18 protein-coding genes and 1 pseudogene are annotated in these 24,403 nt (G+C 62.4%); 8 read left to right on the top strand and 11 right to left on the bottom strand.

The window, feature by feature from the left end; genetic code table 11:
- Nucleotides 1–170: pseudogene (locus tag EN925_RS40505) on the bottom strand (divalent metal cation transporter); the annotation flags it as partial.
- Between the two features lie 253 nt (nucleotides 171–423).
- Nucleotides 424–1,014, bottom strand: coding sequence for a LysE family translocator (locus EN925_RS01400; RefSeq protein ID WP_127368134.1), 591 nt, complete (start codon nucleotides 1,012–1,014; stop codon nucleotides 424–426).
- A gap of 213 nt (nucleotides 1,015–1,227) precedes the next feature.
- On the opposite strand from EN925_RS01400, the gene EN925_RS01395 reads away from it, so the two are divergent.
- From EN925_RS01395 to EN925_RS01360, 8 genes are all read left to right on the top strand, one after another.
- Nucleotides 1,228–2,238: an ATP-dependent DNA ligase gene (locus EN925_RS01395; RefSeq protein WP_027164032.1), complete on the top strand. Its 1,011-nt coding sequence runs from the start codon at nucleotides 1,228–1,230 to the stop codon at nucleotides 2,236–2,238.
- A 106-nt stretch (nucleotides 2,239–2,344) separates the two neighbouring features.
- Entirely contained in the window at nucleotides 2,345–4,099 is a 1,755-nt protein-coding gene (locus tag EN925_RS01390) for a thiamine pyrophosphate-dependent enzyme (RefSeq protein ID WP_127384535.1), read from the top strand.
- A 94-nt stretch (nucleotides 4,100–4,193) separates the two neighbouring features.
- Entirely contained in the window at nucleotides 4,194–5,075 is an 882-nt protein-coding gene (locus EN925_RS01385) for a cytochrome c oxidase assembly protein (RefSeq protein WP_127369992.1), read from the top strand.
- 185 nt (nucleotides 5,076–5,260) lie between these two features.
- Nucleotides 5,261–6,304: a cytochrome c oxidase subunit II gene (coxB, locus tag EN925_RS01380; RefSeq protein WP_348629874.1), complete on the top strand. Its 1,044-nt coding sequence runs from the start codon at nucleotides 5,261–5,263 to the stop codon at nucleotides 6,302–6,304.
- A complete protein-coding gene (gene ctaD / locus EN925_RS01375; protein WP_127384536.1) occupies nucleotides 6,301–8,241 on the top strand; it encodes a cytochrome c oxidase subunit I in 1,941 nt (646 codons plus the stop codon). The genes coxB and ctaD overlap by 4 nt, the downstream gene beginning before the upstream one ends.
- Nucleotides 8,238–8,840 (top strand): cytochrome c oxidase subunit 3, encoded by a 603-nt coding sequence (locus tag EN925_RS01370; protein ID WP_013533222.1) that lies wholly within the window; start codon nucleotides 8,238–8,240, stop codon nucleotides 8,838–8,840. Before ctaD ends, EN925_RS01370 begins: the two co-directional genes overlap by 4 nt.
- Nucleotide 8,841: 1 nt before the next feature.
- A complete protein-coding gene (locus tag EN925_RS01365) occupies nucleotides 8,842–9,183 on the top strand; it encodes a hypothetical protein (RefSeq protein WP_127369860.1) in 342 nt (113 codons plus the stop codon).
- A 398-nt stretch (nucleotides 9,184–9,581) separates the two neighbouring features.
- Nucleotides 9,582–10,655: a cytochrome c gene (locus EN925_RS01360; RefSeq protein WP_206632783.1), complete on the top strand. Its 1,074-nt coding sequence runs from the start codon at nucleotides 9,582–9,584 to the stop codon at nucleotides 10,653–10,655.
- Here the strand turns inward: EN925_RS01360 and EN925_RS01355 are convergent.
- From EN925_RS01355 to EN925_RS40070, 9 genes are all read right to left on the bottom strand, one after another.
- Nucleotides 10,627–11,052, bottom strand: a complete 426-nt coding sequence (locus EN925_RS01355) for a c-type cytochrome (protein ID WP_013533225.1) — start codon at nucleotides 11,050–11,052, stop codon at nucleotides 10,627–10,629. The genes EN925_RS01360 and EN925_RS01355 overlap by 29 nt on opposite strands.
- A gap of 70 nt (nucleotides 11,053–11,122) precedes the next feature.
- On the bottom strand, nucleotides 11,123–11,446 hold the full coding sequence (locus tag EN925_RS01350) for a hypothetical protein (protein ID WP_013533226.1): 324 nt from the start codon (nucleotides 11,444–11,446) through the stop codon (nucleotides 11,123–11,125).
- Nucleotides 11,447–11,984: 538 nt separating this feature from the next.
- On the bottom strand, nucleotides 11,985–12,188 hold the full coding sequence (locus EN925_RS01345; RefSeq protein WP_013533227.1) for a CsbD family protein: 204 nt from the start codon (nucleotides 12,186–12,188) through the stop codon (nucleotides 11,985–11,987).
- A gap of 150 nt (nucleotides 12,189–12,338) precedes the next feature.
- Nucleotides 12,339–12,947 carry a hypothetical protein gene (locus EN925_RS01340; RefSeq protein ID WP_127368149.1) on the bottom strand — a complete coding sequence of 203 codons (609 nt, stop codon included), beginning with the start codon at nucleotides 12,945–12,947 and terminating at the stop codon, nucleotides 12,339–12,341.
- 12 nt (nucleotides 12,948–12,959) lie between these two features.
- The gene (locus EN925_RS01335) at nucleotides 12,960–13,955 is read right to left on the bottom strand and encodes an OmpA family protein (protein ID WP_245460885.1); all 996 of its coding nucleotides are present in this window, start codon (nucleotides 13,953–13,955) and stop codon (nucleotides 12,960–12,962) included.
- A complete protein-coding gene (locus EN925_RS01330; RefSeq protein WP_164768845.1) occupies nucleotides 13,936–14,427 on the bottom strand; it encodes a hypothetical protein in 492 nt (163 codons plus the stop codon). Before EN925_RS01330 ends, EN925_RS01335 begins: the two co-directional genes overlap by 20 nt.
- A gap of 65 nt (nucleotides 14,428–14,492) precedes the next feature.
- Nucleotides 14,493–21,788, bottom strand: coding sequence for a hypothetical protein (locus tag EN925_RS01325; protein ID WP_128336288.1), 7,296 nt, complete (start codon nucleotides 21,786–21,788; stop codon nucleotides 14,493–14,495).
- Nucleotides 21,789–21,934: 146 nt separating this feature from the next.
- The gene (locus tag EN925_RS01320) at nucleotides 21,935–23,230 is read right to left on the bottom strand and encodes an isoprenylcysteine carboxylmethyltransferase family protein (protein WP_164753428.1); all 1,296 of its coding nucleotides are present in this window, start codon (nucleotides 23,228–23,230) and stop codon (nucleotides 21,935–21,937) included.
- Nucleotides 23,231–23,299: 69 nt separating this feature from the next.
- Complete coding sequence (locus tag EN925_RS40070) at nucleotides 23,300–24,118, bottom strand: hypothetical protein (protein ID WP_127368146.1); 819 nt, start codon at nucleotides 24,116–24,118, stop codon at nucleotides 23,300–23,302.
- Nucleotides 24,119–24,403: the final 285 nt, after the last annotated feature.

Below are 24,403 nucleotides of genomic sequence, written 5' to 3'. Positions count from 1 at the left end.
GTCCACAGCAGGTCGGGGCCGAACCGCGCTCCGGCGCTGGCGTAGGTACCGATGGCCGAGCAGTCGTCATCGGCCGCGCCGGTGATCAGGCCAAGCCCAAGCGCCCGAACGACGTCGCCCCCTTTTCGCCTGCTTTCCCTTTGGCCAGCATTCTCAGGCGGCTTGTTCATTGAAGGCGCGTCTTTACCGAGGCCACGCAAGAAATCATGACGAACATTCCAATCGGATGGCGATGAAGCGTTGCAGCTGCATTGAGATCGAGGTTCGAACCTCCGGTCAGGTTTTTTGTTCCTGGACACGGTCCCGGCCCGCGACGGCGGCGGAGCCGAACGTCAAAGCGAATGCTCCGTCCCCCTGAAGAAGACAATGCTTGTGTCGAAGCCAATCCTTCAGGCGACGTGGCACAAAAGCTATTTCTTGAAGTCAGCGGCTCGTACTGCCGCCGATCACCATCCGCACGCCGAGGCCGATGATGAGACAGCCGGCGAGCCGCTGCTGCCAAAGCCTTGCGCGAGGGTGCCGCATGACCCATGCGCCGACCGCGCCCGATGCCAAGGCGTAGGCTCCCAGCACCAGCACACCGGTTATCTTCTGTGTTGCGCCGAGCAGCACCAGTTGCAACGTGACGGAGCCCCTATGCGGGTCGACAAATTGCGGCAGGAACGCAACCATGAACATCAAAGGCCAGGGATTGCTCAGATTGGCGATCATTCCTTCCCGGGCGGCGGCGAGCGGCCGCAGGGCCTTGATGTCACCTGTGGGAATGGTTGCCGAGGCTGAAAGCAGCAGCCGGAAACCCAGCCACATGATATAGGCCGCCCCGGCCCATCGAAGCAGATTGAACGCCACCGGCGAGGCGTGGACAAGCGAAGACAGGCCGAATGCAATCAGCGGAAGCTGCACCAGTCCGGCGCCCAGCGTCATGCCGAGTACCGTGAACAACGCCACGCCGCGCCCGTGTCCGATGCCGCGGGCCATCACCAGCATGCTGTCGGGGCCTGGCGGCACCTGCATCAGAATGACGGTTCCGACAAAAGCTGTCCACAATGAGAGGTCGATGGGGCATCTCCTTTCGCGCCGCCGATGACATCAAAGGGGCCAGCCGTCACCGGGTTCCGGCGGCAAATGAAAATGTCCATCGCGAAGAACCAGCCTGATGGAACGCGGTGCAGTCCTGGAAGTTGAAAAGCCAGAGCCGTTCCTGAACCGGTTTTGGAGGCCTGATCCGTGCATGAACCGATAAACGCCTTCCCGCTCCCGCTGGATACGTCTCCGATGGAGGCCAGGCTTGCCGATGCAATCCCAAGGGATGGGAACCGCTGGCAGTACGAGCCTAAATGGGACGGATTCCGCTGCCTTGCTTTCAAGAGCGACGACACCGTTGACCTGCGCGCCAAATCCGGCAAGCCGCTCGGCCGCTATTTTCCGGAAATCACGGAGATCCTGCGTGACCTCAAGCGCGGGCATTTCGTCATCGACGGCGAGATTGTCATCGAGGTGGACGGTGAGCTTTCCTTCGAGGCGCTGCAGATGCGTCTTCACCCGGCACAAAGCAGAATCCGCAAACTGAGTTCGCAGACGCCTGCCAGTCTGATCCTCTTCGACATGCTTGCCAGGCCGGGCGGCGAGGTCATCACGGGCAAACCACTTGTCGAAAGGCGGCGAGCGATCGAGGACTTCGTGACCTCCTCGAACAGTCCGGATCTTCGCCTGTCGAAGTGCACTTATGATGCAGCGACGGCGGCTCGATGGCTGAACGGGGCCGGCCATGCATCGACCGACGGCATCGTGGCCAAAGTGCTCGACGAGCATTATCTGTGCGGCGAACGTGCGATGGTGAAGGTAAAGCCGAGGCGCACCGCCGATTGCGTTGTCGGCGGTTTCCGCTATCTCGCGGGTAGCCGTGAGGTCGGCTCACTGCTCCTCGGCCTCTACAATGACGACGGCAAGCTCGATCACGTCGGCTTCACGTCGACCATCGCCAGGACCGACAGAGGAGCGCTCACGCGCCGGCTGGAAGGGCTGCGGTCAGAGCCCGGATTCACTGGCAAGGCGCCCGGCGGCCCGAGCCGCTGGAGCACGGAGCGCAGCGGACAATGGGAGCCTTTGGAACCTGAACTGGTGGTGGAGGTCCGCTTCGACCACGTCACCGGCAATCGGTTTCGCCATGGCACCAAACTGCTGCGCTGGCGCCCCGACAAGGCGCCACGGCAATGCACGTTCGAGCAGATCGAATAGACCGCCCCAGGGAGATCGCCCCAGAAACCTGTCACGATTTATTGCGACGAAGGAACCAACTCGGGATTCACCGGTTCGGACACCATCCACCCGGAGCTACCCTGACATGCCGAATGCAGCAGAAATTCTGATCGACACACTCGTCGCCTGGAACGTGGAGGTGGTGTTCGGCTTGCCGGGAGACGGCATAAACGGCGTCATGGAAGCGTTGCGGACGCGGCGCGACAAAATTGCCTTCGTTCAGGTCCGGCATGAAGAGTCGGCTGCCTTCATGGCATGTGCATATGCCAAGTGGACAGGAAAGCTGGGCGTGTGCCTCGCGACGTCCGGCCCCGGCGGAACACATCTTCTGACCGGCCTCTATGACGCCAAGCTCGACCAGGCTCCAGTGCTGGCGATTACGGGCATGCAGTTCCACGATCTGATCGAGACGTTCACGCAACAGGATGTCGATCTGACGCGCGTGTTCAACGATGTCTCCGTTTATAACGCCCATGTTGCCGACGCCGCGCATATGGAAAACGTCGCCAGCCTTGCCTGTCGAACCGCGCTGGCGCGCAAGGGCGTCGCCCATCTTTCGATTGCCAGCGACATCCAGGAGCAGGAGCGTGATCCGTCGAAGCGCTCCAAGCGCAATCGCCCGGCGCACACGCCGCAGGATATGTTCGCCGGTCACAGCGTACCGCTGGACGTTGAGCTCGACAAAGCCGCCGCCATTCTCAATGACGCTTCGCGGGTTGCGATCCTGGCCGGACGCGGCGCCATCGGCGCGGCAGCCGAACTCGAATATACGGCGCGCCTGCTGCAGGCGCCTGTCGCGAAGGCCTTGCTGGGCAAGGCGGTGCTGCCGGACGATCATCCCTACACCACCGGCGGGATCGGTATTCTTGGAACCCTGGCTTCGCAAGAAGCGATGGAGAGTTGTGACGCGGTGCTGATTATCGGTTCGACCTTTCCCTACATCGAATACTACCCGAAGCCCGGACAGGCCCGTGGCGTCCAGATCGACTGCGATGCGCAACGGATCGGCTTGCGCTTTCCAGTCGAGGCCGGCCTTGTCGGCGACGCGGCAGAGACATTGCGCGCGCTCAACCGGCGCCTGACGCAAAAGCCCTCGGATGAATTCCTGCGCCGTTCCCAGGAGACCATGAGAAAATGGCGCGAGATGATGCGGCAGTCGGAAGACATGCAGGCGCAACCATTGAAGCCACAAGCGATTGCCCGGGCTTTCGGACAAAGATTGGCCGACGACACAGTGCTGGCCACGGATTCCGGTCAGAATACGGAGCTGGCCGCCCGCCATGTCGATCTTCGCAGCGGCCAGGCATTCGGGGTGTCCGGATCGCTGGCGTCGATGGCGTGCGGTCTGGCCTACGCCATCGCTGCCGGCATAGCTTTTCCCGGTCGACCGATTGCCGCTATCGTCGGCGATGGCGGCTTTGCCATGCAGCTCGGCGAATTCTCGACGGCGGTGCGCTACAAGATCCCGCTCAAGGTTCTGGTGATCAAGAACAACATGCTCAATCAGATCGCCTGGGAGCAGATGATGTTTCTGGGCAACCCGCAATTCGGTTGCGAATTGCAGCCGATCGATTTTGCCAAGGCGGCAGAAGCAATGGGCGCAAAGGGTTTTCGCATCGAGCGGGCCGATCAGATCGAGACGGTTCTCGACCAGGCTTTCGCCACGCAAGGCCCTGTCGTGATCGAAGCGCTGGTAGATGCCTATGAGCCGCTGATGCCGCCCAAAATGCCGGCAGACTACGCCAAGAACTTCCGCCAGGCCCTGCCGCGGACGCCGGGACACGAACGCATAGAAGAAAATATCGCCCGTGAGCCGGCGAAATCGATGATGGATGCCTAGAGGCGGCGCAGGGAGGTGGAACAGCGCGCCTCAGTGGCTTCATTCTGAATCTTTCCAGATGAACCCGCGCTCTTCCGGATGACGGATGCGGATCATGAGCTTCGACGCGCTCTTTTCGACCTCGATTTGCTATGGCAACGGCGCTCCGCAGGCTGGTTGGACTCTGGCGCTACCCATCACATTGCCACTGGCGGCAATCCTTTTGCTGTATGTTGCCGGCGCTGGCCGGCTGTGGCGACGGAGCGGACGTGGACGTCGCTTGCGATCGCGGCAGGCCTTGCTGTTTGCTGCCGGCTGGTCCGTCCTGGCGTTCGCCCTTGTAAGCCCGATCCATGCATTGGGCGAACATGTGTTTGCGGCGCACATGATCGAGCACGAATTGCTGATGGCGGTCGCAGCGCCTCTGCTGGTTGCCTCCCGCCCGACGGCGGCGATGATGTGGGCCCTGCCGGTACAGCTGCGCCAGATATTCGGAGCGGCCGGACATGCAAATGCGCTTCGGGCGGTCTGGGCGTTCATCAGCCGTCCTGTGGTCGCGACCGTCCTGCACGGAGCCGCGATATGGATCTGGCATGTCCCGGCGCTGTTCGAGGCTGCCCTCCAGCAGGGCTTCCTGCATTATGCCCAGCACGCGAGTTTCCTCGGTAGCGGGCTTTTGTTCTGGTGGGTGCTGCTGCCTCGCCTTGGCCGCGAGCAGGCTTGCGGCAATGCCGTGATGCATCTTTTCTTCACCTCCCTCCACACCGGGCTGCTCGGGGTGTTGCTCGTCGTCTCGCCCAGGCTGTGGTATCCGGATAATGCGATCGGCTCGGATTTATGGGGGCTCAACCCGCTCGAGGACCAGCAACTTGCAGGCTTGATCATGTGGATTCCCGCCGGCCTGATCTATGGCGGGGCCGCACTGCTCCTGGTCGCTCTCTGGATTCAAACGAGCGGTCGGCGGCAACAGGCTTTCCAGCAGTTGCGCATCGTCTAACCCGCACCGCTTCGCGTCGGTTTTCAGCCGGGGGGTGTTGCCAAGCATCCTTTTTCAGTCAGCCGCGTTATGGCCTTGGCAACGATGGTGGATCCTTCATGGCGAGGTGCATGAGTCCGTTGGCCAGCTCTCGCAGGCTGACACGACCGCGAATGTCGCTTGCCCCCACATGTCCTAGGCAAATCTTGCCTGGCACCGTTCAGGGAACGGCCGCGCAACGGCGTTTGAGGGCGATCAGCGCAGCGCCGATATTGGCCTTGGCAGGATGCGGCGACAAGCAATCGGCCCTCCATGCACACGGTGCGAATGCCCGGAGAATCCTTGATCTGATCTGGTCTTTCAGCGCAATCGCAGTGGCCACGTGGCTGCTTGTCATGTTGATCCTGGCGGCAGCGCTTTTGCGTCGTCGCCTGTCCGAGACAACGCGCTCGCCGCTCGAGATCGATTCTCGTCAGGAGCGCCGATTTGCTCGCGTTGTCGGCAGCGCCATTGCGTTGACCGTTCTGGTGCTCGTCATGATGACGATAGCGAGTTTTTTCGCCGGCAAATCCATTGCTTCGCTGAGCGGAACGGAAACGCTTGCCGTGCGCATCACCGGGCACCAATGGTGGTGGGAGGTCCGGTATCCCGGAGATGATCGGTCCCAATCGATCGTCACGGCAAATGAAATCCATGTCCCGGTTGGCGAACCGGTCAAGGTCGAACTCGATTCGCTCGATGTCATTCATAGCTTCTGGGTGCCGAATCTTGCCGGCAAGCGCGATCTCATTCCGGGCCGGCCGAGTGAGCTCACACTCGTCGCCGATAAGCCCGGCATCTATCGTGGCCAGTGTGCCGAATTCTGCGGCTATCAGCACGCCCATATGGCCATCACCGTCATCGCGGAAAGCCGCGAAGCGTTCGAAGCATGGCAATCCAGGCAAAACGCCGTCGCATCCGCGCCTGGCGGCGACGAAGAGCGCCGCGGCCAACAGGCATTTCTGTCCACCGGCTGTGCGCTCTGCCACACGATAAGAGGCACGCCTGCCAGCGGAACGGTGGGACCTGACCTAACTCATCTCGCCAGCCGACGCGCACTGGCCGCGGATACGCTCGCCATGACCCCTGGCGCGCTCGCCGCTTGGATCGCCGATCCACAGTCGATAAAGCCCGGCGCCAAGATGCCGCGCATTGCCCTTAGCGCCGACGATCTCAACGCGGTCGTCACCTATCTCGGAAGCCTCGAATGAGTGGCCTTGCGGGAAAGCTGGCCGAGCACACTCAGGAGGCCCTGAAAGGCATCCGTGACACCGGTCTCGAAGAGGTGAGACTGCGCGCCTTTCTGGCGCATGCCTGGCGAACGCCGAAAGGCTTCTACGGCTGGCTGGTCACGGTCGATCACAAGCTGATCGGACGGCGCTATATCGTGACGGCTTTCCTGTTTCTCATCCTTGCGGGTCTGTCAGCGCTCGCCATGCGCTTCCAGCTTGCCCAGCCTGAGGCCGGCCATATCGGTCCCGATCTCTACAACCAGCTGTTCACCATGCACGGCACGACGATGATGTTTCTGTTTGCCGTGCCGGTGATGGAAGCTTTCGCCATTTACCTGGTGCCGCTGATGATCGGCACTCGCAATGTCGCCTTTCCGCGGCTCAATGCATTCAGCTACTGGGTCTATCTTTCCGGCGGGCTGATGATCTGGATCGCCTTCGCCTTCGAAACCGGTGCGGATGCCGGCTGGTTTTCCTATGTGCCGCTCGCCGGACCCGAATATGGCATCGGCAAGCGCCCCGATTTCTGGGCGCAGATGGTGACCTACACCGAAGTGTCCGCCCTCGCGGTAGCGGTCGAGATCATCGCGACAGTTTTCAAACAACGTGCCCCCGGCATGTCGCTCGACCGCATCCCGCTCTATGTCTGGTCCGTCCTCGTTACGGCTTTCGTCATCCTGTTCGCCATGCCGGCCGTGATGGTCTCGAGCACAATGCTGATCCTCGACCGCCTGGTCGGCACAAAATTTTTCGACCCCGCAGCAGGCGGCGATGCACTGCTGTGGCAGCATCTGTTCTGGTTCTTCGGCCATCCCGAGGTCTATATCATCTTCATTCCGGCGACCGGCTTCGTTTCCGCGATCCTGCCGACCTTCGTTCGCCGCCCGGTGTTCGGCTATCTCGGGATCGTGCTGTCGTTGATCGCGATCGGTTTTCTTTCCTTCGGCCTGTGGGTGCACCACATGTTCGCTACCGGCCTGCCGCAACTCGGCGAGAGCTTCTTCACCGCTTCCTCGATGATGATCGCCATTCCGAGCGGCGTTCAGATCTTCTGCTGGATTGCGACGATCTGGGGCGGCCGGCCGATCTTCGCCACGCCCATGCTTTTCGTTCTCGGCTTCATCTTCACCTTTGTGATCGGCGGCCTGACCGGCGTCATGGTCGCCTCGGTGCCGCTCGACCTGCAGGTGCACGACACCTATTTCGTGGTTGCCCATTTCCATTATGTGCTGGTCGGGGGCGCCGTCTTCCCCCTGCTCGGCGCCGTTTATTACTGGTTTCCCAAGATCACCGGACGCATGCTGTCCGAGAGGCTCGGCCGCTGGAATTTCTGGCTGGTCTTCCTCGGGTTCAATCTCACCTTCTTCCCCATGCATATTCTCGGTCTGCAAGGCATGCCGCGCCGCGTTTATACGTATCCGCCGGCGAGCGGCTGGGGAGAGATGAACCTCTTCATCAGCCTCTCTTCGCTGGTGGTGTTCGCGGGCTTCGCGCTTTTCTTCCTGAATCTCTTTCTCAGCCTCCGCAACGGCCGCATTGCAGGAGACAATCCCTGGGGCGCGAGCACGCTCGAATGGGCGACGACGTCGCCGCCGCCCTCCTACGATTTTTCGCGGCTGCCCGTGGTAACTCACCGCGAACCGCTTTGGGCCGAGCCCGATGTGCTCCCAGTGGTCGAAGGTCTGCGTGTCGACGCCCGCGAGGTGCTCGCCGGCACGGTCGCCGATGCGATGCCGCAAGTAAGGGTACCATCGGCTGACAACTCGATCTGGCCGTTGCTGTCGGCCATCGCAGTCGGCGGCGCATTTCTCGGTTCGATATACACGCCGTGGGCGGTGGTCTGGGGAGCGATCCCGGTTTCGATCGGCTTCATCTGCTGGTTCTGGCCGAAAGGCGAACCGGAGGACGAGGAATGAGGCACCGCCCCGTCGCCGACGTCAGTCACCTGCCCACATACGATTTCGGGTCAGCGAGCCCGATGTGGTGGGGAACCCTTGCCTTCATTGCCCTCGAGGCAACCGGTTTTGCCTTGGCGATAGGCACTTACTTCTATCTGGCCGTGCTGGCCCGGCATTGGCCCATTGGGGCCCCTGCGCCAGATCTGCTGCCGGGGACGGCAGTACTGGTTATTCTGGTTGCGAGCGTCGTGCCCAACCACATGATCGAAGTTTGGGCACGTCGCCAGGACCTGGCGAAAGTTCGCCTTGGCATGGTCGTCATGTCGATCGTCGGCATTCTTCCGCTGATCGTTCGCATCTGGGAATTTCCGGCTCTGCGGATTTCCTGGGATCAGAACGCTTACGGATCGATCGTCTGGTTCCTGCTCGGGCTGCATACGACGCATCTCCTTACCGATGTCGGCGACACGATCGTCCTGGCGGTTCTCATGTTCACGCAAAAAGGCAAGGCAGGCCGCCGCTTCAGCGACGTCTCGGACAACGCCTTCTACTGGGACTTCGTCGTCGTCTCATGGGTCGTGCTCTATCTTGTTATCTATTGGGCTCCGAGGATGTGAGATGCAGGCGATCCGTACCGGCGTTTCCTGGGCAGGCCTGGTCAGCGGACCAGTTGCGTGGGCAATAACGCTGCAGCTCGATTATTCGATTGCATCCTGGCAATGCCATGCCGGCTTTCGTCCCACTGCCTTGTTCTCGTTGACAGGCGCCGCGGTCGCCCTGGCAGGCGCGCTGCTGTCGTGGCACGCCGTTCATGACCGCGGACATGGTACGGTTCCGCCCCGGAAGGCGCGCACGCGCGCATTCCTTGCCAGGACTTCCGTGGGCATCGGGGCGCTGTTCACGCTCATCTTGCTGGCGCAGCTGATGGCAGGGCTGATCTTCAGCGGGTGCGAACTGTGACGAGGTCAAAGACCCGGAGATTGGCCGTCCGCCGGTGCGCGCCTTGGCCTGGCGCGGGCATTCCATTCCCGGCCGTCACCTCCCGGGCGGTCGCGCTGGTCTTGGCATCGTTGGCGCTTTGCACTGAGCTGCGGGCGAGCGAAATCCAGAAGGGTGAATACCTTACCCGAGCGGCCGACTGCATCGGCTGCCACACGTCCAATCCGAGCCGCCCGTTCGCTGGAGGCTATCGCGTGCCGACACCCTTCGGCGACGTATACTCGACCAACATCACACCTGATCCTGACACGGGCATTGGACGCTACTCCGCGGACGAGTTCGTGCGGGCCGTGCGGAAAGGTATCAGGCGCGACGGAGCCGATCTCTATCCCGCCATGCCCTATGACAGCTTCGCCGCGATGAGCCGCGAGGACGTGCTTGCGATCCGGACCTACCTCCTGGCGCAGCCGCCGATCTCGCAGCCGCAGCCGCGAAACATCCTGCCTTTTCCATTCAACCAGCGCTGGACAGCTGCGCTGTGGAAGCTCGCGAACCTGCATACCGGCAGTTTCACGCCCGATCGGAACCGGACCGCCGCATGGAACAGGGGAGCCTACCTGGTCGAGGTGCTCGGCCACTGCGGTGCCTGCCACACGCCAAGGAATGCGACGTTCGGCATGGATGAAGACCACAAGCTTGCCGGCGGCACCGCCGGCATCTGGCAGGCCTTCAACATTACCAGCGACAAGATCGCAGGCGTCGGCGACTGGAGCAACGAAGAGCTGTCTCGATTTCTCAAAACCGGCGCAGTGCCCGGGAAGGCTTATGCCGGCGGGCCGATGGCGGAAACGGTCATGAACAGCCTGCAACATCTTTCCGATGACGATATCCAGGCCATCGTCGCTTATCTCAGGGACGTGCCCGCCCAATCGGGAGACGAAAAGCAGCCGCGTTTCTCATGGGGTAACGCGGCCACGGTCGACGGCGATGCTGGAACCGAAGGGATGACGCAAGGCAGCGGGACCGCAGCCGGCGATGATCTCTATCGATCGCTCTGTTCGACGTGCCATGGGGCGAACGGAGGCGGATCGTCAGACGGATCCTATCCGTCCTTGACCCGCAACAGCACCCCCGGCGCGGCCACGCCCGAGGATGTCGCCATGACCATCCTTGAAGGCGTCAAAGCTGGCGACGTGGCGGGGCGTAAATCGATGGCGGCCTTCGGCGGCTGGCTGGACGATGGCCAGGTGGCAGCCCTTGCAAATTACGTCACCACTCGGTTCGGAAATCCCGACGTCAGCGTTACCGCGGCCGATATACGCCAGATGCGGGCCGGCTCGACAACAGGCCAGACAATCATGGTTCTGGCGGCTCAATCACTTGTGGCGTGCGCCGCCGTGTTGATGCTTGGGCTGCTGCTTCTGCTGGCAAGGCGCCTGCGCCGTCGGACCAGTTCAGTGCGCCTCATGTCCGCGCATAGAGATAGGCGGTGATGTCGCGCGCCTCTTGAGGCGACAGATTTGTATTGGGCATGGCCGTGTTCGGGTCTACGTCCCGCGCTCTGCTGATCCAGCGCATCATCGCATCCGGGCTGGCTCGCGATGCCCCGATATATCCTCTTTCGACGACGCCCTGCAGGGAGGGACCGACGGTACCACGGGCGCCGGGCACCCCCGGGATTTCGTGACATCCGCCACAGCCGTTGCGGATCATGGCCGGGACGGCTCGTTGAGGGTCGCCGCCGATCGCCTGCACAAGCGTGGTTTCTCGCAGACTGTTGCTGCGAACCGATCCGCTGGCGAAGACGGCAAAACCGATGACGACAGCCGCCGATGCTCCTGCCAACCACCAGAATCGGGGCGGCGCTTGCTTGGCGGCCTGCCGGTTCATCTGCGCTTACCGCTCTCAGCGCTCAATGCGCTGCCGAAGCACTGGTCCGGCAACGGATTGAGGAGCCGGCTCATTTATTACAGTTCTGCACATTCGATGTTGTCGTGCCGGTCGCGGTGTTGTTGTCGATGTCATTGCCTGCCGAATCTTTGCAGCGGTCAGTCATGCCACCTGATTTCGTTGTGGAATTTGTCGAATTTGTAGTGCTCGGATCGGAAGGATTCACGGACGTTCCAGAGCCGGTGCCGCTGTTGCCGCCGGTATTTCCAGACGTAGCGCCGGTGCCGTCGTTCGAGCCCGAACCGCTGTTGGAGCCGGAACTGTTCGACTGTGCCACTGCCGATGTGGCCAATGTGAGCGCGAGCACAGCGGCGGACAGAAGTTTGACGATCATGGTGGATCTCCTGGTTGGGTGTACCGCCACCAAACCAATCGTTTCCTGATATGTTCCCGGCGAAATCGTGTTCAGCAAGATTCTTGTGAAACAGGTTTTTGTGCCGGCACTGCAGACCGGCTAGCCGCGCGACGGCGGTCGATATAGGTGCGCCGCCTTGGCGTCGTCCGGCCGCGGAAGCAGCGCTGGCCGCATGCCCTCGCCTGAAGCATAGTTGCTCACTGGTGGCCGCTGCCCGCGTCCCCGACCAATGCCCGATCATCCCCGGATCGGAGACAGCTCAATCATCGCCATGAAAGTCATAGCAACGGGCCGAACACGAATATAGCCAGTAGAGCAAGAAAAATCACGGCGATAACTGCGATCGCCCACGTGACAATTCTTCTTGTCCCCCGTTGCTCCTGCTTGCGAGAGATATTTTCAGCCACAGTACGAAATCCTTGCTGCAAAACTCAACCGACGACAAGGCTCAGCGCCCGCATGGTCCTGCCGGACTGTTGGGCCGCGTCCTGGAATGGCCACAGCCGGGCTCACATGCCTACCAACCCTGCCGCCCGTACCAATCGTCGACATCGCGCCGCACGCGGTCCTTTTCGATGCCGTAACGCTCCTGGATCTTGCCTTCGAGTTGATCGCGCTTGCCGGCGATGCGGTCAAGGTCGTCATCGGTGAGTTTGCCCCACTGCTCCTTGACCTTGCCTTTCACCTGTTTCCAGTTTCCTTCCACGCGGTTCCAGTCCATGACACCGTTCTCCCTGTTTTGGAAAGGTCCGGAATAGGAAACGCAATCCAGTCAAGGATGTTCCTGGAAACAGCCAACGCGCTGCCCGATGCCGAATCGGTTGCCAGAGTTATCGCCCCTTGCGGTCCCCGGAAAGCGATGGGTCGCTGCTCATTGCCCAGCAAGCTTGCAGTTGCTGGGATAGGTTTCGATGGTGATGGCATCGCCCGCCGGGGTTTTCGCGTTCCTATAGCTGCGTCTGATCTCGACGTTCACGTCCGGCACCGTCGGCTCGTTTCCCGGAAAGAGACCAACCGACACGCTTGCGTGGACGGCAATCGGAGACGTGCTCACTGCCACCTTGGGCGCGCAGCCGAGCAGCGCAAGGGCCTGCGCATCCGCATCATCCTTGAGCTCCGGCTGCAGTGAATTCTCCACGCACGCCATGAGCGCCGCCGGGTCGGGCATCACTGAAGATGTTTCGCCTGAACCGTATATGGAGGTTGCCGTCACATCGGTCCCGTCGACGACGCCGGTCGTCAGGGTTTGCGCGGCGGGCAAAGTGAATGTGATATGTTCCGACGTCAGCGCCAGGTCGCCGCTGGCCCCGCCGGGATATGAAAGGGCGAGCGGTGCGGTCCAGCCCACGACCAACTTGTCTTCGCGCGCGCAGTCGATGGTGATGGATGCGGCGTCGGCGATGCGGGAAGCGCAGGCCAGCGCCATGAGCGCGCACAGCCCGGTGTGGCCAAATCTTTTGAAGTCGTGCACAGGCTTCATGATCCGAACCGGCTATTGCACGACAAGCTCGACGCGGCGGTTCTTGGCGCGCCCTTCGTCGGTGTCGTTGGATTCGATCGGGCGTGACAGGCCCGCCCCTTCGAATGAGAGCCGGGCGGGATCGATGCCGTAGCCGCCCACCAAGGCCGCGGACACATTGGCGGCGCGGCGGGTAGAGAGATCGAGATTATAGGCGGCGCTGCCCGCATTGTCGGTATGGCCAATGATCTTGAGGCGCAGCGCCGGCTTGTCGGTCAGCACCTTGGCGATCTCGTCCAAAGCCGGCTTCGATTCCGGCTTCACGGCGTCCTGGTTGTAATCGAACAGGATGCCATAAAGATTGACGCTGCCTTGCGAAGCGAGTGAATCCGACAGATCCTCGGGAGCCGCCGTCGCCACCTTTGCGGGATCCATGCCCTTGGCTTCCAGCACGCGCACGAAGACGACGGCCCTGTCCTTGTCCTCGCCGGCCATGGCGCTCACATAGATGGCACCTTCCGGCCGCTCGAGCTTGGCCAGGAGGTAGCGGACATGGTCGGCATAGGCGGTCGATATGCCATTGGTCGGATCGAGCTGTTCGCCCAGCAGGTAGAGGTCGCGCAGATTGCCGACCAGGCACTCCTGATCGGCGCAGGAGAAAAGGATGCTGAAGCCTTTCGCCTTGAGATCGGCCTCATAGCTGCTCGCGACCTCCAGCGAAGAACTGCCGGGCGGCAATTCATAGCGCAACTCGCTGGCTCTTCCCTGCTGCTTGAGCCATTCCGGCCCCGACCTGTCCTTCATGGCATTGCGCTCCAGCAGCGCGCCATAATCATGCGGTGACTGCAGGAACACCAACTCATCGAAATCCTTCGCCTTGCAATAGGCGATCGTCGCGCCCTGGAAACGTCCGACGAACGGATTGTCGGTGCAGCCTTCGGCATCTTCGGCCTGCGCCAGCAAAGAGGAGAGCGCCAGGCCAAGAGCCGTCAGGCCTATCCGAAGAATTCTAGTCCGGTACACATTCATCTCCTTCGACATGCTGGCCTTGTCGGCACGGCACGCACCGGCCGTTCTCCAAGTGATCATTGTGCGAGCAGGTCTGCTCCTCCTCTTGCTCCACAGGGGGGAACTCGCTCTCGCGGCATTTGCCGCGGCGGAACTCCGTGCCTTCCGGGCAACCTCTCGCCTGGTTCTTCTTGCCCCTTCGGTCGCGCACGCATTCACCGTCCTGCCGATGGAAGCCGTCGGGGCATTCAAACCTTCTCTTCTTGCCTCTTCGGTCGCGCACACATTCGCCGTCTTCCTTGCGAAAGCCGTCCGGGCATCCGAACCTTATCTTTATCTCGAAGGCGAGCATCTGCGGCGCCTGATCGAGCTTGCCGTTTTTGCTTTCCGCTTTCTGGACGGAGCAAGGCGCTTCATAGCAGACGTCGGTCAGCGGGGCTCCGGCATGGAGTTCAGTGGGGTGAAAGATCGAAACACCCGCCATGGCCACCATGCCCGCCAGTGTCGCGAAGAACGAGGGTTTCACGGATGCAATCTCCCGATGTCATTTCACTTGGCTCAATTGACGCGATCGATGCACTGGCCACTGGATTCCCTCGTGCCGGTCGGACACACGCAGCCGGACGACGTGCTGACCTGGTCGCCTCTGCATTGCTGTTGTTGCGGTTGCGGTTGCGGTTGCGGTTGTGGTTGTGGTTGTGGTTGTGGCGCGGGGTTGTCGTTCGGGCACTTGCTATACCGGCCATAGACGACCGTGCCGTCCGGACAGGTCTTCTTGCGGACAGGCCTGGTGCCCTGATCCGGCTGTTGTGGCTGCTGATTCTGGTCGCGGATCATGCGGCACCTGCCGCGCCCAAATTGATATCCCTCCGGGCAGCAGTTCGGATAGACCCCGACGGGCCGGTTGGCGGGACAAGATTGCTGTTCCTGCTGTTGATCGCGCATCGGACGGCACTTTCCGCGTCCAAACTGGTAGCCCTCTGGGCAGCAATTCGGATAGGCCCCGACAGGGCGGTCAGCGGGACAGAACCGTTGCCTTGCGCGATCGACGCAGACGCCGGTCGCGGCATCAAGCACCTGGCTCCGGCGGCACTTTACCTGGGCCGGCTGCGGGGAGCGGCATTTGCCATTGCGGTACTCGGTCCCTTGCGGACAGCAATTGGGATAGGCACCAACCGGCCGATCCGCGGGACAGATTCCTGGCTGCTGCTTGATCCTGTTGAGCACGCAGGCATTGCCCTCGGCATGGCTGCCGCGTTTGCAGGCGATGCACCGTCCGGTCCTTGCATCCTTCACAAGGCCGCTGCCGCACTTGACCTCTATGGGTGCCGTCTTCTGAGAACGGCATTTGCCATTACGATATTCCGTACCTTGCGGACAGCAATTGGGGTACGCCCCCATCGGCCGATCGGCGGGGCAGACCCTGGCCTGCACCTGCGGAGCCTGCTTGATCAAGCCAATTCCGCCGCTTCCTGGGCCGGCGGCCTCGCAGGCCTTGCCGGTCCATTTGGTGTTGGCGGGGCAGGCGCACAGGCCATTGCCGGCGAGGATCATGCCGAACTTGCAGGTGGCGGACGGGACGGCGAGGACCGGCGCCGCCTCGGGCGTGATCGGCTTCGAGGTGGAAGCGCCGCCGGTTCCGCTGCAGCTCTTGCCATCCCATCTGGTGTTGGGCGGACAGGCACAGATGCCATTGGCGAGCACCATGCCGCCTTGACAGGTCTGCACGGGCGGGATCAGGGAAACCGTCTTGCAGGACTGATCATTGATGCCGGGCGTTCCGTCCGAGACGTCGGCGCAATTCGAGAACCGGGCTGCCGAGGCATCGCTCGGCAGGCGCACGACCATGTTGAAGTTGCGCGGACCGAACTCGCTGCCTTCGGGGGCATCGAGATCGAGGCGCACGGGGCCGGGCGATGTGCAGGAGAACGGGATCTGCGTCGGCTGCGTCGCGCAGGGCAGTGGCGGCGTGATCGAGACGATCTGCGCCGAGGCAAGCCCCGTCAGTTTGTCGGAAATGGTGACCGGCGCGTTGTGGTCGATCGGCCCCGGATTGAACAGCCTGAGGGCGAAGTGGCAATCGCCGCCCAGGGTGCAGGATTGATCGCCGGTCTTGGTGACCTTGACGCTGAAGGGGTCGAGCTTGACCGACGCGCAGCCTTCATTGTCATTCGGATTGCTGTCAACCGGCGGTACTGTCGCGCATAAGGTGAGCGTATCGTTCTTCTTCCATGTCGCCCCGGCGATCACCACGGCATCGGCATCGAGGAATGTTTCCGGGGGCATCGACACGGCGCTCTGACACGCGACAGTCTGGGTGTCGCCATCCTTCTTGCTGCAGGCGCCGGTGCCTTTTACTGTGAGATCGGCATTGATGAACTGAACGATGCCATTCCGGACCTTGGCGTTGAATGGCGGCGGGCCGACGACCGTATCCGACCCATTGCTCTTCACGCTGACTCTGAAGCGGCACACTTCGTTGATGCCACACTCGCCAACGCCGTTCGGTTTGCCGTTGGGAGGGAGGACCTCGACCATCAGATTAGCGCCCTTATGCACCTCGTCCTTGATGGTGACGCAGCGGCCGGCGAAATCCCTGTCGAACGGACTGGGCTTGGCGTTGGCGGCCGGATTATAGTCGATGCAGTTCGTGTAGGTCGGAGAAACCCTCGAGGTTTTGACCAGCACCCGGCCGCTGAGCGTTTCGCCGGGTTTTAGAACATTCGTGCCCTTGTTGGTCGAGATGCATCCGACGGTGCCATTGGTGGTCGAGCACGCGAAGTCGCCATCGACGGTCTCGATCGTGGTGTCGGTGATGGGCTTGAAATCCTCCTTGATGACAAAGGGGCCGGAAGCAGCGTCAGTTCCGACATTCTTCAGCAAAATTCCGAAGGCGCAACTCGGCACGCAAGAGGTGGCCGCGGTGAATTTCTGGGCCCTGAGCAGCGGGCCTTTGACCAGCGGAATGCTGGCGCATGTCTGTTCGCCGCCCGCGAACGAAGCGCAGGTCTTGATCGCAGTCGCATTCGTTCCGCTGCCGGGCTTGAACGTCATCGACACGGGCACAGTCTTGCCGGGCGGAATTTTCGCCGTCACCGCGGAGGTGCAGGTTACGTCATTGCCGTCCTTCTTGCAGGAGATCGGCGCGGTCACACCGGGGACACTTGCTGCCTCGCCGCCGCCCTCCATCGCGATGTTGGGAAAGGCGCTGCCGTCCGGCTGCGAGAGATGGACGGTGAAGGAGAGCGGCCCATTGAACTCCGCCGCGTCGGCGGGATTGCTGACTGATGTCGTGAAGACGCATCCGCCGCCTATGTCCGAGCATTGCGCCACCGCCGGATTGTGCGCCAGCGCGAGGTTCTTGGGCTGTTCGGGCTGCGGCGCGGGCTGCAGCAGCCGGGCGGTGGCGCAGGACGGTGCAGCCGCGCCTTTCAGCGTGGCGCAGTTCTTCATTTCCTTGACCGCGCCGATGCCCTTGCCCAGATCGGCGGTGAGGGTGATGCTGACGGAGCTTTTCGCCGCGAGCGTGACCGCCGGGTTGGAGCAGATGAAACCCTGCCCCTGCCTGGCGCAGTTGAATTTGGGATCGGAGGCGGCCGAGACGGTGGCGCTGTTGAAGACGGCGCCGTCGCCGGTCACGTCGTCGGTGAACTCGACCGGTCCCTTGACCTCGGCATCGCTTGTGTTGGAAATCGTGACGTTGAAAACGCAGCGGTTTTCGACGCAGGTGGTGAATGTCTTCACCAGGCTGAGCGGCCCCGCGGTCGAGGCTTGCGGATCGACCTGGCCGCCGCCGCCCGGCGGATTGACCTCCTCGATGTTGACCACAGCGCATTGTTCCGGTGCCGGCTCCCGCACCTTGCCACCGCCACCGACGCCATCGCCCTCGTCCGCGCCGCCGGCATCGGCTCCGCCCGCGCCGGCATTCCCGTTGGCGGCGAGCTGGGCTTTGCAGGCATCGAGTTTTTTCTGCAATGCCTGCTTGAGCACATTGCCGGTCAGCGGGTTTATCTGACAAAAGGAGAACACGCCTGTAACCGTCGCCGTCTTCAGGGCGTCTTTGCAGTTCAGGGCCTTCATTTGATCGTTGATGGCGACCACGTCGTTGGCAACAGCGGGGCAAGCCGGTCTTGCGTCACTCTCGGCGACGCATTGCTTAAGCCTGTCGGCTCGTGCCTTTTCCTCCGCCTCAAACGCGGGATCAACCGTGCTGGCGCGTGACATGCAGAAATCGATGTGCTTCTGCACATCGGCCGACCAGCGGGGTTCGGGTCCCTTCATCCGGCACTTTTTCTCGCGGACTAAACTTGCCACCGTAGTCGCGCGGACGGCATATTTTTCACAAAATTTGCTGCTTTTGCACTGCCACCGGTTGCCCATACTCGTAAAGGTGCCGCGGGCACCCGCTCGATTGACCTGATTTCCGGTCGCGCTGCCGTCGGGATTGATCGTGCCCTCATAGTGGCCGGTGTCGCCATGTGCTGCCTTCCAAGCCACATCGAATTCGAATGTGTTTCCGACCACTCTCCCGTTGGTGACCTTGCCGAAGAACGCGCCGCCGCCATCATTCGGAAAATAAAAGACGTCGCCGACGACTTTACCACCACCAACCACACCTCTCTGGTCAGGATCGATCTGCATATGAGTGAAATGGAGTTCCAGGCCGTTGTTCTGCCGCATGGCGAAGGCGTTGTCCTGCAACTGCCATTGGGTGCATTCTTTCGTAACGCTCGACACGCCGTCGATATTGCCGCCGGGATTGTCGATGAAATGCAGAAGGCCCTTGCCCTCGGCGAGCGATGCTGATCGGAAGGCCGCATAAGTAATCAGCGGGCGCCGGCTCATCGGTACCGTAAGCTCGGCCTTCTTCTGCGGCACCGCGGCCGGGGACGTCATCGCGCAATTCTTCACCGTCCTGGTGCCGGCTGGCAGTTCGAGGTCGAAGCGCAGCGAAACGCTTCTTGATTCCTTCGGCCCGAGCGCCGTGGCCGCATTGCCGAACGAACATTTGACCGGCGGGCCACCCTTCTCGCAGGCGAAGGGTGGGGGCAGAGCATCGTCGGAAAGCTTGGCGCCCGCGACATCGATCGTGTCGGTGAAGGGTATGGGACCGGGCACCGGCGCATCGGTGGTGTTGGTGAGCGTGATCTCGAAGGTGCACGGTCCTTTGAGCGGGCAGCTTGCCGGGCCTTTCTTCGAAATCACCACCGGCCCGGTCTGCACCGGCATGTCCGGATCGAGCGGCAAGGTGGCGCAGGCCGGCGCCGCCGGCTGTCCGCCGGCGTCTCCGTCCGGCGGGTTGCCGCCCGCCTCTGGCGCGCCAGGCTCTGGCAGCTTGTTGTTGAGGGGTTCGTCGAAGGCAATCGCGGCCGTCGCCTCGCCGGCCAGCGGTCCAAAGGTGACAGCGGCCTTGCTCTGCACGAAATCGGCTTCGCCACCTTCGGTCGTGTCGATGGTAAAGGCGATCTTCATGGAGCGGCTTTCGCCGGGAGCCAAGGTGAGCTCCGGCTGTTGGCAATCGAGCTCCCGCCCATCGGGCTTGCATTGCAGGCCGGCCGGCACATTCAGGCTGGTAGGGGAATTCTTCGCCTGGCTCTGAGTTCCGACCGACAGGGTCTGTATGACCCGGAAGGGTCCAGTGACTGCATTGGCGCTGGTGTTGGTGACCTTGACCTCGAACTCGCAGGTCCCAGCCTTGGGCGAGCAGCTCGCCGGCACGCCCGAGGCCTGCACCGCAAGACCGTTCGCGTTGCTGGCCGTCGGCGGCGGCAGCGCGGCCGGCTGTTGATTGTTCGCTTTCTGCTGATTGCCTGGAGGCGGCGTCCCGCCGGCGAGGACCGCGCAATTCCTGACCTCTTTCGTTTCCGGCGGGGTATTCGGCGCGAAGACAAGGCGCATATCGAGCTTGCCGTTGGCGGGCACCGGCCCCGGATGCGTACAGGTGAAGGGCGCCGCCTTGCTGCATTGCCAAGGTGCGTTGGGTTCGCCGGTCAGCGTCGCCTGGGGCGCCTCGATCTGCTCGTTGATCGTGATGGGACCTGGAACTTCTAGCCCGTCGTTGCTGACTTCGATGTTGAAGGCGCACCCGCCCTTGGGGGAGCATTTCGGCACGGTGCCCGTCTTGGTCAGCGTGAGCTTGCCGCGGGTCTGGCCGCCGTCACCTTCAACATCGGGAAAGCCGGTCCCGCCGCCGCCGTCAACGCCTGGAAAGCCGGGCTGGCCGCCGCCGCCCTCGACACCGGGAAAGCCAGGTTGGCCGCCTCCCGGTATACCGGGAAACTGTTCGTCCGAGGCTACGGCTGGGAATCCGCTGCCGCCTTCGCATTGCGAGAGAACGGCAACGCCGCCGGCATGGCCGCGCGCCGCCGCATCATCCTGAGCCGGATCAAGGGCAACGAAGGCAGTTGGAACGTCTGCGCCGGCAGCAGCCTGAAACTGGCTTGCCGCACCAATCTGCAGACCATGGACAGGCTTTTGCCGATCCAGGACATCGCCGGAAGCAAGCAGCGTTCCGCCGCAGGCGGTGAGGTCGAGGCTGCCGTCGGGCTTGTAGGCATATTGCAGCGCCACGCCGCCGCTGGCATCGCGCCGCTCGATGGACTGACCAACAGGATAGGTGAGCGTATCCAGTTGCCAGGCCGATGCTGTTTGCGGATCGTCCGGGGCTTCGGGCGCATAGCGGATCACATCGGTGGGGCCGCCACTGACAAGTGCCGCAAAATCACCTGCATTCTGCACCGCATTGCGCAGCGCCAGGACCATGTCGCCGCTGTTGTCGAAGACTATCGCCGTGACCGTGCCGGGCTGCGAGGCGTCGACGCCGACCTCGATGCGGGCATCCGGCATGAAGGAGCCATCCTCGGCGAGGCCGACGGACCAGATTTCAGGACCTTCCGCGACAGCGTAATAGAGCCGCTTCCCGTGCACCGCCATGCCGTCGATCCGGCGCGCATTCTGCGTAAAACCCCAGGTCGACGGATTGGCCGCGTCGAAGTCCGGAGACGTGACGTCGAGCTGCTTTGCATCATCGGCGACGGCCTCCTTGCCCGCCAGCGGCCCGCCCTGCAGTCCATGATCGAACTGGCCGGCATCGGTGCCGGCAGTCGGGCCCTTGAGCTGATGAACTAGCCCGGTGTCAAGGTCGGAAACATAGAGCGAACGGCTCGCGGGATCGAAGGCAAGGCCGCCGATGCCGGGCCCGCTGTTGATCGCGCCTTCCTTGGAGAGCTCCGCATAGAGGCTGGCCTCGCCCGTCGCGCTGTCTATCTTCCAGATCGCCCCGGCGCCGCCAAAGGGGGCCTTGCCGAACAGACCCTCCATGAACTGGGCGCCGGGAGCCCCTCTCGTCAGCCGGTCGGGCTGTCCGTCGCCGTCCTTGTCGGGGCCGACAATATAGAGGCCAAAGGCGGACGTGGCTGCCGCATAGAGGCCGGGCGTGCCGCGCTCGTCGGCCGGGAGCGTGTCGAAAACCAGCCCGAATACATGGCCGATATCCCCGGCCTTGAAGTCCTTGCGCAGAGGCAGATTAAGCTGCTGGCCGGCCAGCGGCGCGGCAACGAGGCTTCCGTCATAGATGCGCAGCGTGACCCCGTCGGGATCGATGACGGTCTTGGAGAGGGGATCCACGCCTGGCGGCAGCCCCTCGACCTGAAGCCTGACCCCGGCAAAGCCGGAGGCCGCGATATCGCCCGGCTTCAAAACATTCTGCGTCTGGGTGTCCTCGGCCGTCTGGGTGTCCTCGGCACGAGAGGCGGGGGGCATCGACAGCAATGCCACTGTGCCGACAAGCGATGCAATCGCCAGCCAAAACCCAAGGATGAGGAAGGAGCGCGCGAAAGGTAATGCTTTCGGCATTGCCGAGACCCCGACTTAGCGACTGTCCTTGCTCTTCCGGATCAACCGCGAGGAGTGTCGCCTCTCCCCCGCAAGGCACGGCATCGATCCAGAGCCGAGCTGAAAAATGCCGTTAAAAGCCAGGGTCGCCTAGTCATCATATGATGCTAAAATGAGCGCGAGGCAGGGGGCTGCACCAACTTCAGCACGCGGGCCACGAGGCCATGCTCGGCGATAAAGGCCTGGTAGTCCCGATAGATCGGGTCGGCGCTCAAATGCCGTTCCTCGGTCCTGGCGCGCAGGTAATAGACAAGATTGGCGGCGCCCAGCATCAGGCAGGATTGAACCGCCGTGAGCCAGCCCGCACCAGCGACGAACGGCACCGAGATCAGCCACCAGCAAAGATTCTTGCTCAGATAGGCCGGATGTTTCACCCAGCGATAGGGGCCGTTGGTGATGATTCCACGATGGGTGAGGTTGGAGAATCGCAGGCCGAAGGCCGCCGTCGACCAGACATAGATGAAAACCAAGAGCAGAATGGCGCTGCCCCATAGTACATAGAGCCAGGGATAGGGCGCCAGGACCTTGTCCCAATGGAGCTCGTCCAGTTCATATTGAATGTAGTGCCCCTGCGCGTCCACAAACGGCCGGTAGCAGATGAGGCAGATGGCCCAACCACCAATCGTCGGCTCGGTGCTCCTTATGTGACTGTCGATCACCCGCAACGTCAGCGTATAGGCAATCACCGCCAAGAGCACATCCAGAAGGTAGAAGACATCGATGAGCCGGGCGAAGACATCCCGGAAGTCCCACTGCGGGAACAGCGGCGCCGACCACAGCGCGCCGAGATCGTTATTGGCATAGACGAACATCAAGGGCAGGAAGAAAGCCTTCACGAGCCAACCCCGCGCGTGGGCGGCCAGCATGCTCCAGTTCGCCGGACGGTTCCCGGCGAGCAGCAGAGGAAGCTGCGCGTAGGCATCGAAGGGATCGCGCTGCCGGCGGTCGACATGGAGAATGTAGAAAGGCGAAGCGACAATGAGGCCCGGCAGCAGATACAGAGCGGCGTCCTTGAACGGCTGATAGAAGGCGTCGCCATATTCCGGCAGGAGGGCGTATAGCCCCGCAATGCACCCAATGGTCATCCAGAAGCCGACGAGCTTGTGAACAAGCCGCAGCGGATCGACAGGCCGGATCGCGTCCCGCGCCAGTTCCGTGGTGGGATTGAGCTGGACACGGTGGACGAGCAAGTCCACGGCCAGCATGACGGCGGCCGACAAGACCAACACGGCGAGCGTCTTGAGATGGGCAGCTTCAGTCCAGTCGCGCAAAAGCCATACGTTTGCGAGGGCCATGAGCACGCCTGCCATACCGGTCCATTGGCCGCTGGCCGAGCCGGGACATGCCGGGACCGGGGCGGCAGGGTTCTTTTCGCCGCCTTGGGCATGGACACTCTGGTCCACTGGAACATCCATACACGTCTGCCGCCGGACGTCCATTCGATCAAGTCCTGCCGAGCTGACTGAGCTGGATTATCCGCCGCCCAATCCACCCGATGTGCCGCCGCTGGTGTTGCCGGACGTACCACCGCTGGTGTTGCCGGACGTGCCACCACTGGTGTTGCCGGACGTGCCACCACTGGTGTTGCCGGACGTACCACCACTGGTGTTGCCGGACGTGCCACCACTGGTGTTGCCGGACGTGCCACCACTGGTGTTGCCGGACGTACCACCGCTGGTGTTGCCGGACGTACCACCGCTGGTGTTGCCGGACGTGCCACCACTGGTGTTGCCGGACGTGCCACCGCTGGTGTTGCCGGACGTGCCACCGCTGGTGTTGCCGGACGTACCACCGCTGGTGTTGCCGGACGTGCCACCACTGGTGTTGCCGGACGTACCACCGCTGGTGCCGCCGGACGTACCACCACTGGTGTTGCCGGACGTACCGGAACTCTGTCCGGAAGTGCCCGACGTGCCGCCCGATGTGCCGCCACTGGTGTTGCCTGACGTACCGGAACTCTGTCCGGAAGTGCCCGATGTGCCGCCGGACGTACCGCCCGACGTGCCGCCACTGGTGTTGCCGCCCTGCCCGGAAGAGCGTGGGCTCTGTCCGGAGGTACCCCATATGCCTGAGCTCGAGTGTCCAGACGAGCTGGAGGAGGAACGGAGCTTTTTGTGTTTTCCCGAATCCGTGACGAGCACAAAAAAGCGTGAACCTCCGCACCTTCCATGCTCCAGGGTGCCTGGGCAGCGATCATAGGTTGTCTTCGCTGTCGCTATGAATTGCGGAAAGCCCACGATCGCCACGGCCGCGGCCGCCGCCACTCCGATGAAATAGATCGCCGTCTTCATGAACGCCTCTTTGGCCATATTTCGGTGGAAGAGGTCCGGGCCCATCCGGGAACCACACCGGTCAACTCCAATGCAGAACATTGCCGGGAAGAGTGCGAGCCGCCTAGTCACCATATGATGCTAAAATGACTCGGAGTCGGGGCCGCGATCGCGCTTGCGGAAAGCCCGTGCAAGTCGGACATCACGCGCAATCGCCTAGATCCGATAGCTCATTGCTGGAATGGATGTGCCGATTTCAAAAGCGCAACAAGCTGGCTTTGTTGATTCGTTCCCGTCTTGCGAAAG

The organism is Mesorhizobium sp. M7A.F.Ca.US.006.04.2.1 (genome assembly GCF_004022915.1).
GTDB classification, from domain to species: Bacteria; Pseudomonadota; Alphaproteobacteria; order Rhizobiales; family Rhizobiaceae; genus Mesorhizobium; species Mesorhizobium ciceri.
The sequence above is the reverse complement of the archived record's forward strand: the minus strand, read 5'-3'. Positions and strand labels throughout refer to the sequence as shown.

What these genes read in the sequence shown, in the direction of transcription:
- EN925_RS01325 (WP_128336288.1), bottom strand. Translation starts at nt 21,788, where the DNA reads ATGCCGAAAGCATTACCTTTCGCGCGCTCCTTCCTCATCCTTGGGTTT.
- EN925_RS01400 (WP_127368134.1), bottom strand. Translation starts at nt 1,014, where the DNA reads ATGCAGGTGCCGCCAGGCCCCGACAGCATGCTGGTGATGGCCCGCGGC.
- EN925_RS01370 (WP_013533222.1), top strand. Translation starts at nt 8,238, where the DNA reads ATGAGGCACCGCCCCGTCGCCGACGTCAGTCACCTGCCCACATACGAT.
- EN925_RS01355 (WP_013533225.1), bottom strand. Translation starts at nt 11,052, where the DNA reads ATGAACCGGCAGGCCGCCAAGCAAGCGCCGCCCCGATTCTGGTGGTTG.
- EN925_RS01385 (WP_127369992.1), top strand. Translation starts at nt 4,194, where the DNA reads ATGAGCTTCGACGCGCTCTTTTCGACCTCGATTTGCTATGGCAACGGC.
- EN925_RS01330 (WP_164768845.1), bottom strand. Translation starts at nt 14,427, where the DNA reads ATGGTGGCCATGGCGGGTGTTTCGATCTTTCACCCCACTGAACTCCAT.
- EN925_RS01340 (WP_127368149.1), bottom strand. Translation starts at nt 12,947, where the DNA reads ATGAAGCCTGTGCACGACTTCAAAAGATTTGGCCACACCGGGCTGTGC.
- EN925_RS01345 (WP_013533227.1), bottom strand. Translation starts at nt 12,188, where the DNA reads ATGGACTGGAACCGCGTGGAAGGAAACTGGAAACAGGTGAAAGGCAAG.
- ctaD (WP_127384536.1), top strand. Translation starts at nt 6,301, where the DNA reads ATGAGTGGCCTTGCGGGAAAGCTGGCCGAGCACACTCAGGAGGCCCTG.
- EN925_RS40070 (WP_127368146.1), bottom strand. Translation starts at nt 24,118, where the DNA reads ATGAAGACGGCGATCTATTTCATCGGAGTGGCGGCGGCCGCGGCCGTG.
- EN925_RS01365 (WP_127369860.1), top strand. Translation starts at nt 8,842, where the DNA reads ATGCAGGCGATCCGTACCGGCGTTTCCTGGGCAGGCCTGGTCAGCGGA.
- EN925_RS01390 (WP_127384535.1), top strand. Translation starts at nt 2,345, where the DNA reads ATGCCGAATGCAGCAGAAATTCTGATCGACACACTCGTCGCCTGGAAC.
- EN925_RS01335 (WP_245460885.1), bottom strand. Translation starts at nt 13,955, where the DNA reads ATGAATGTGTACCGGACTAGAATTCTTCGGATAGGCCTGACGGCTCTT.
- EN925_RS01360 (WP_206632783.1), top strand. Translation starts at nt 9,582, where the DNA reads ATGAGCCGCGAGGACGTGCTTGCGATCCGGACCTACCTCCTGGCGCAG.
- EN925_RS01350 (WP_013533226.1), bottom strand. Translation starts at nt 11,446, where the DNA reads ATGATCGTCAAACTTCTGTCCGCCGCTGTGCTCGCGCTCACATTGGCC.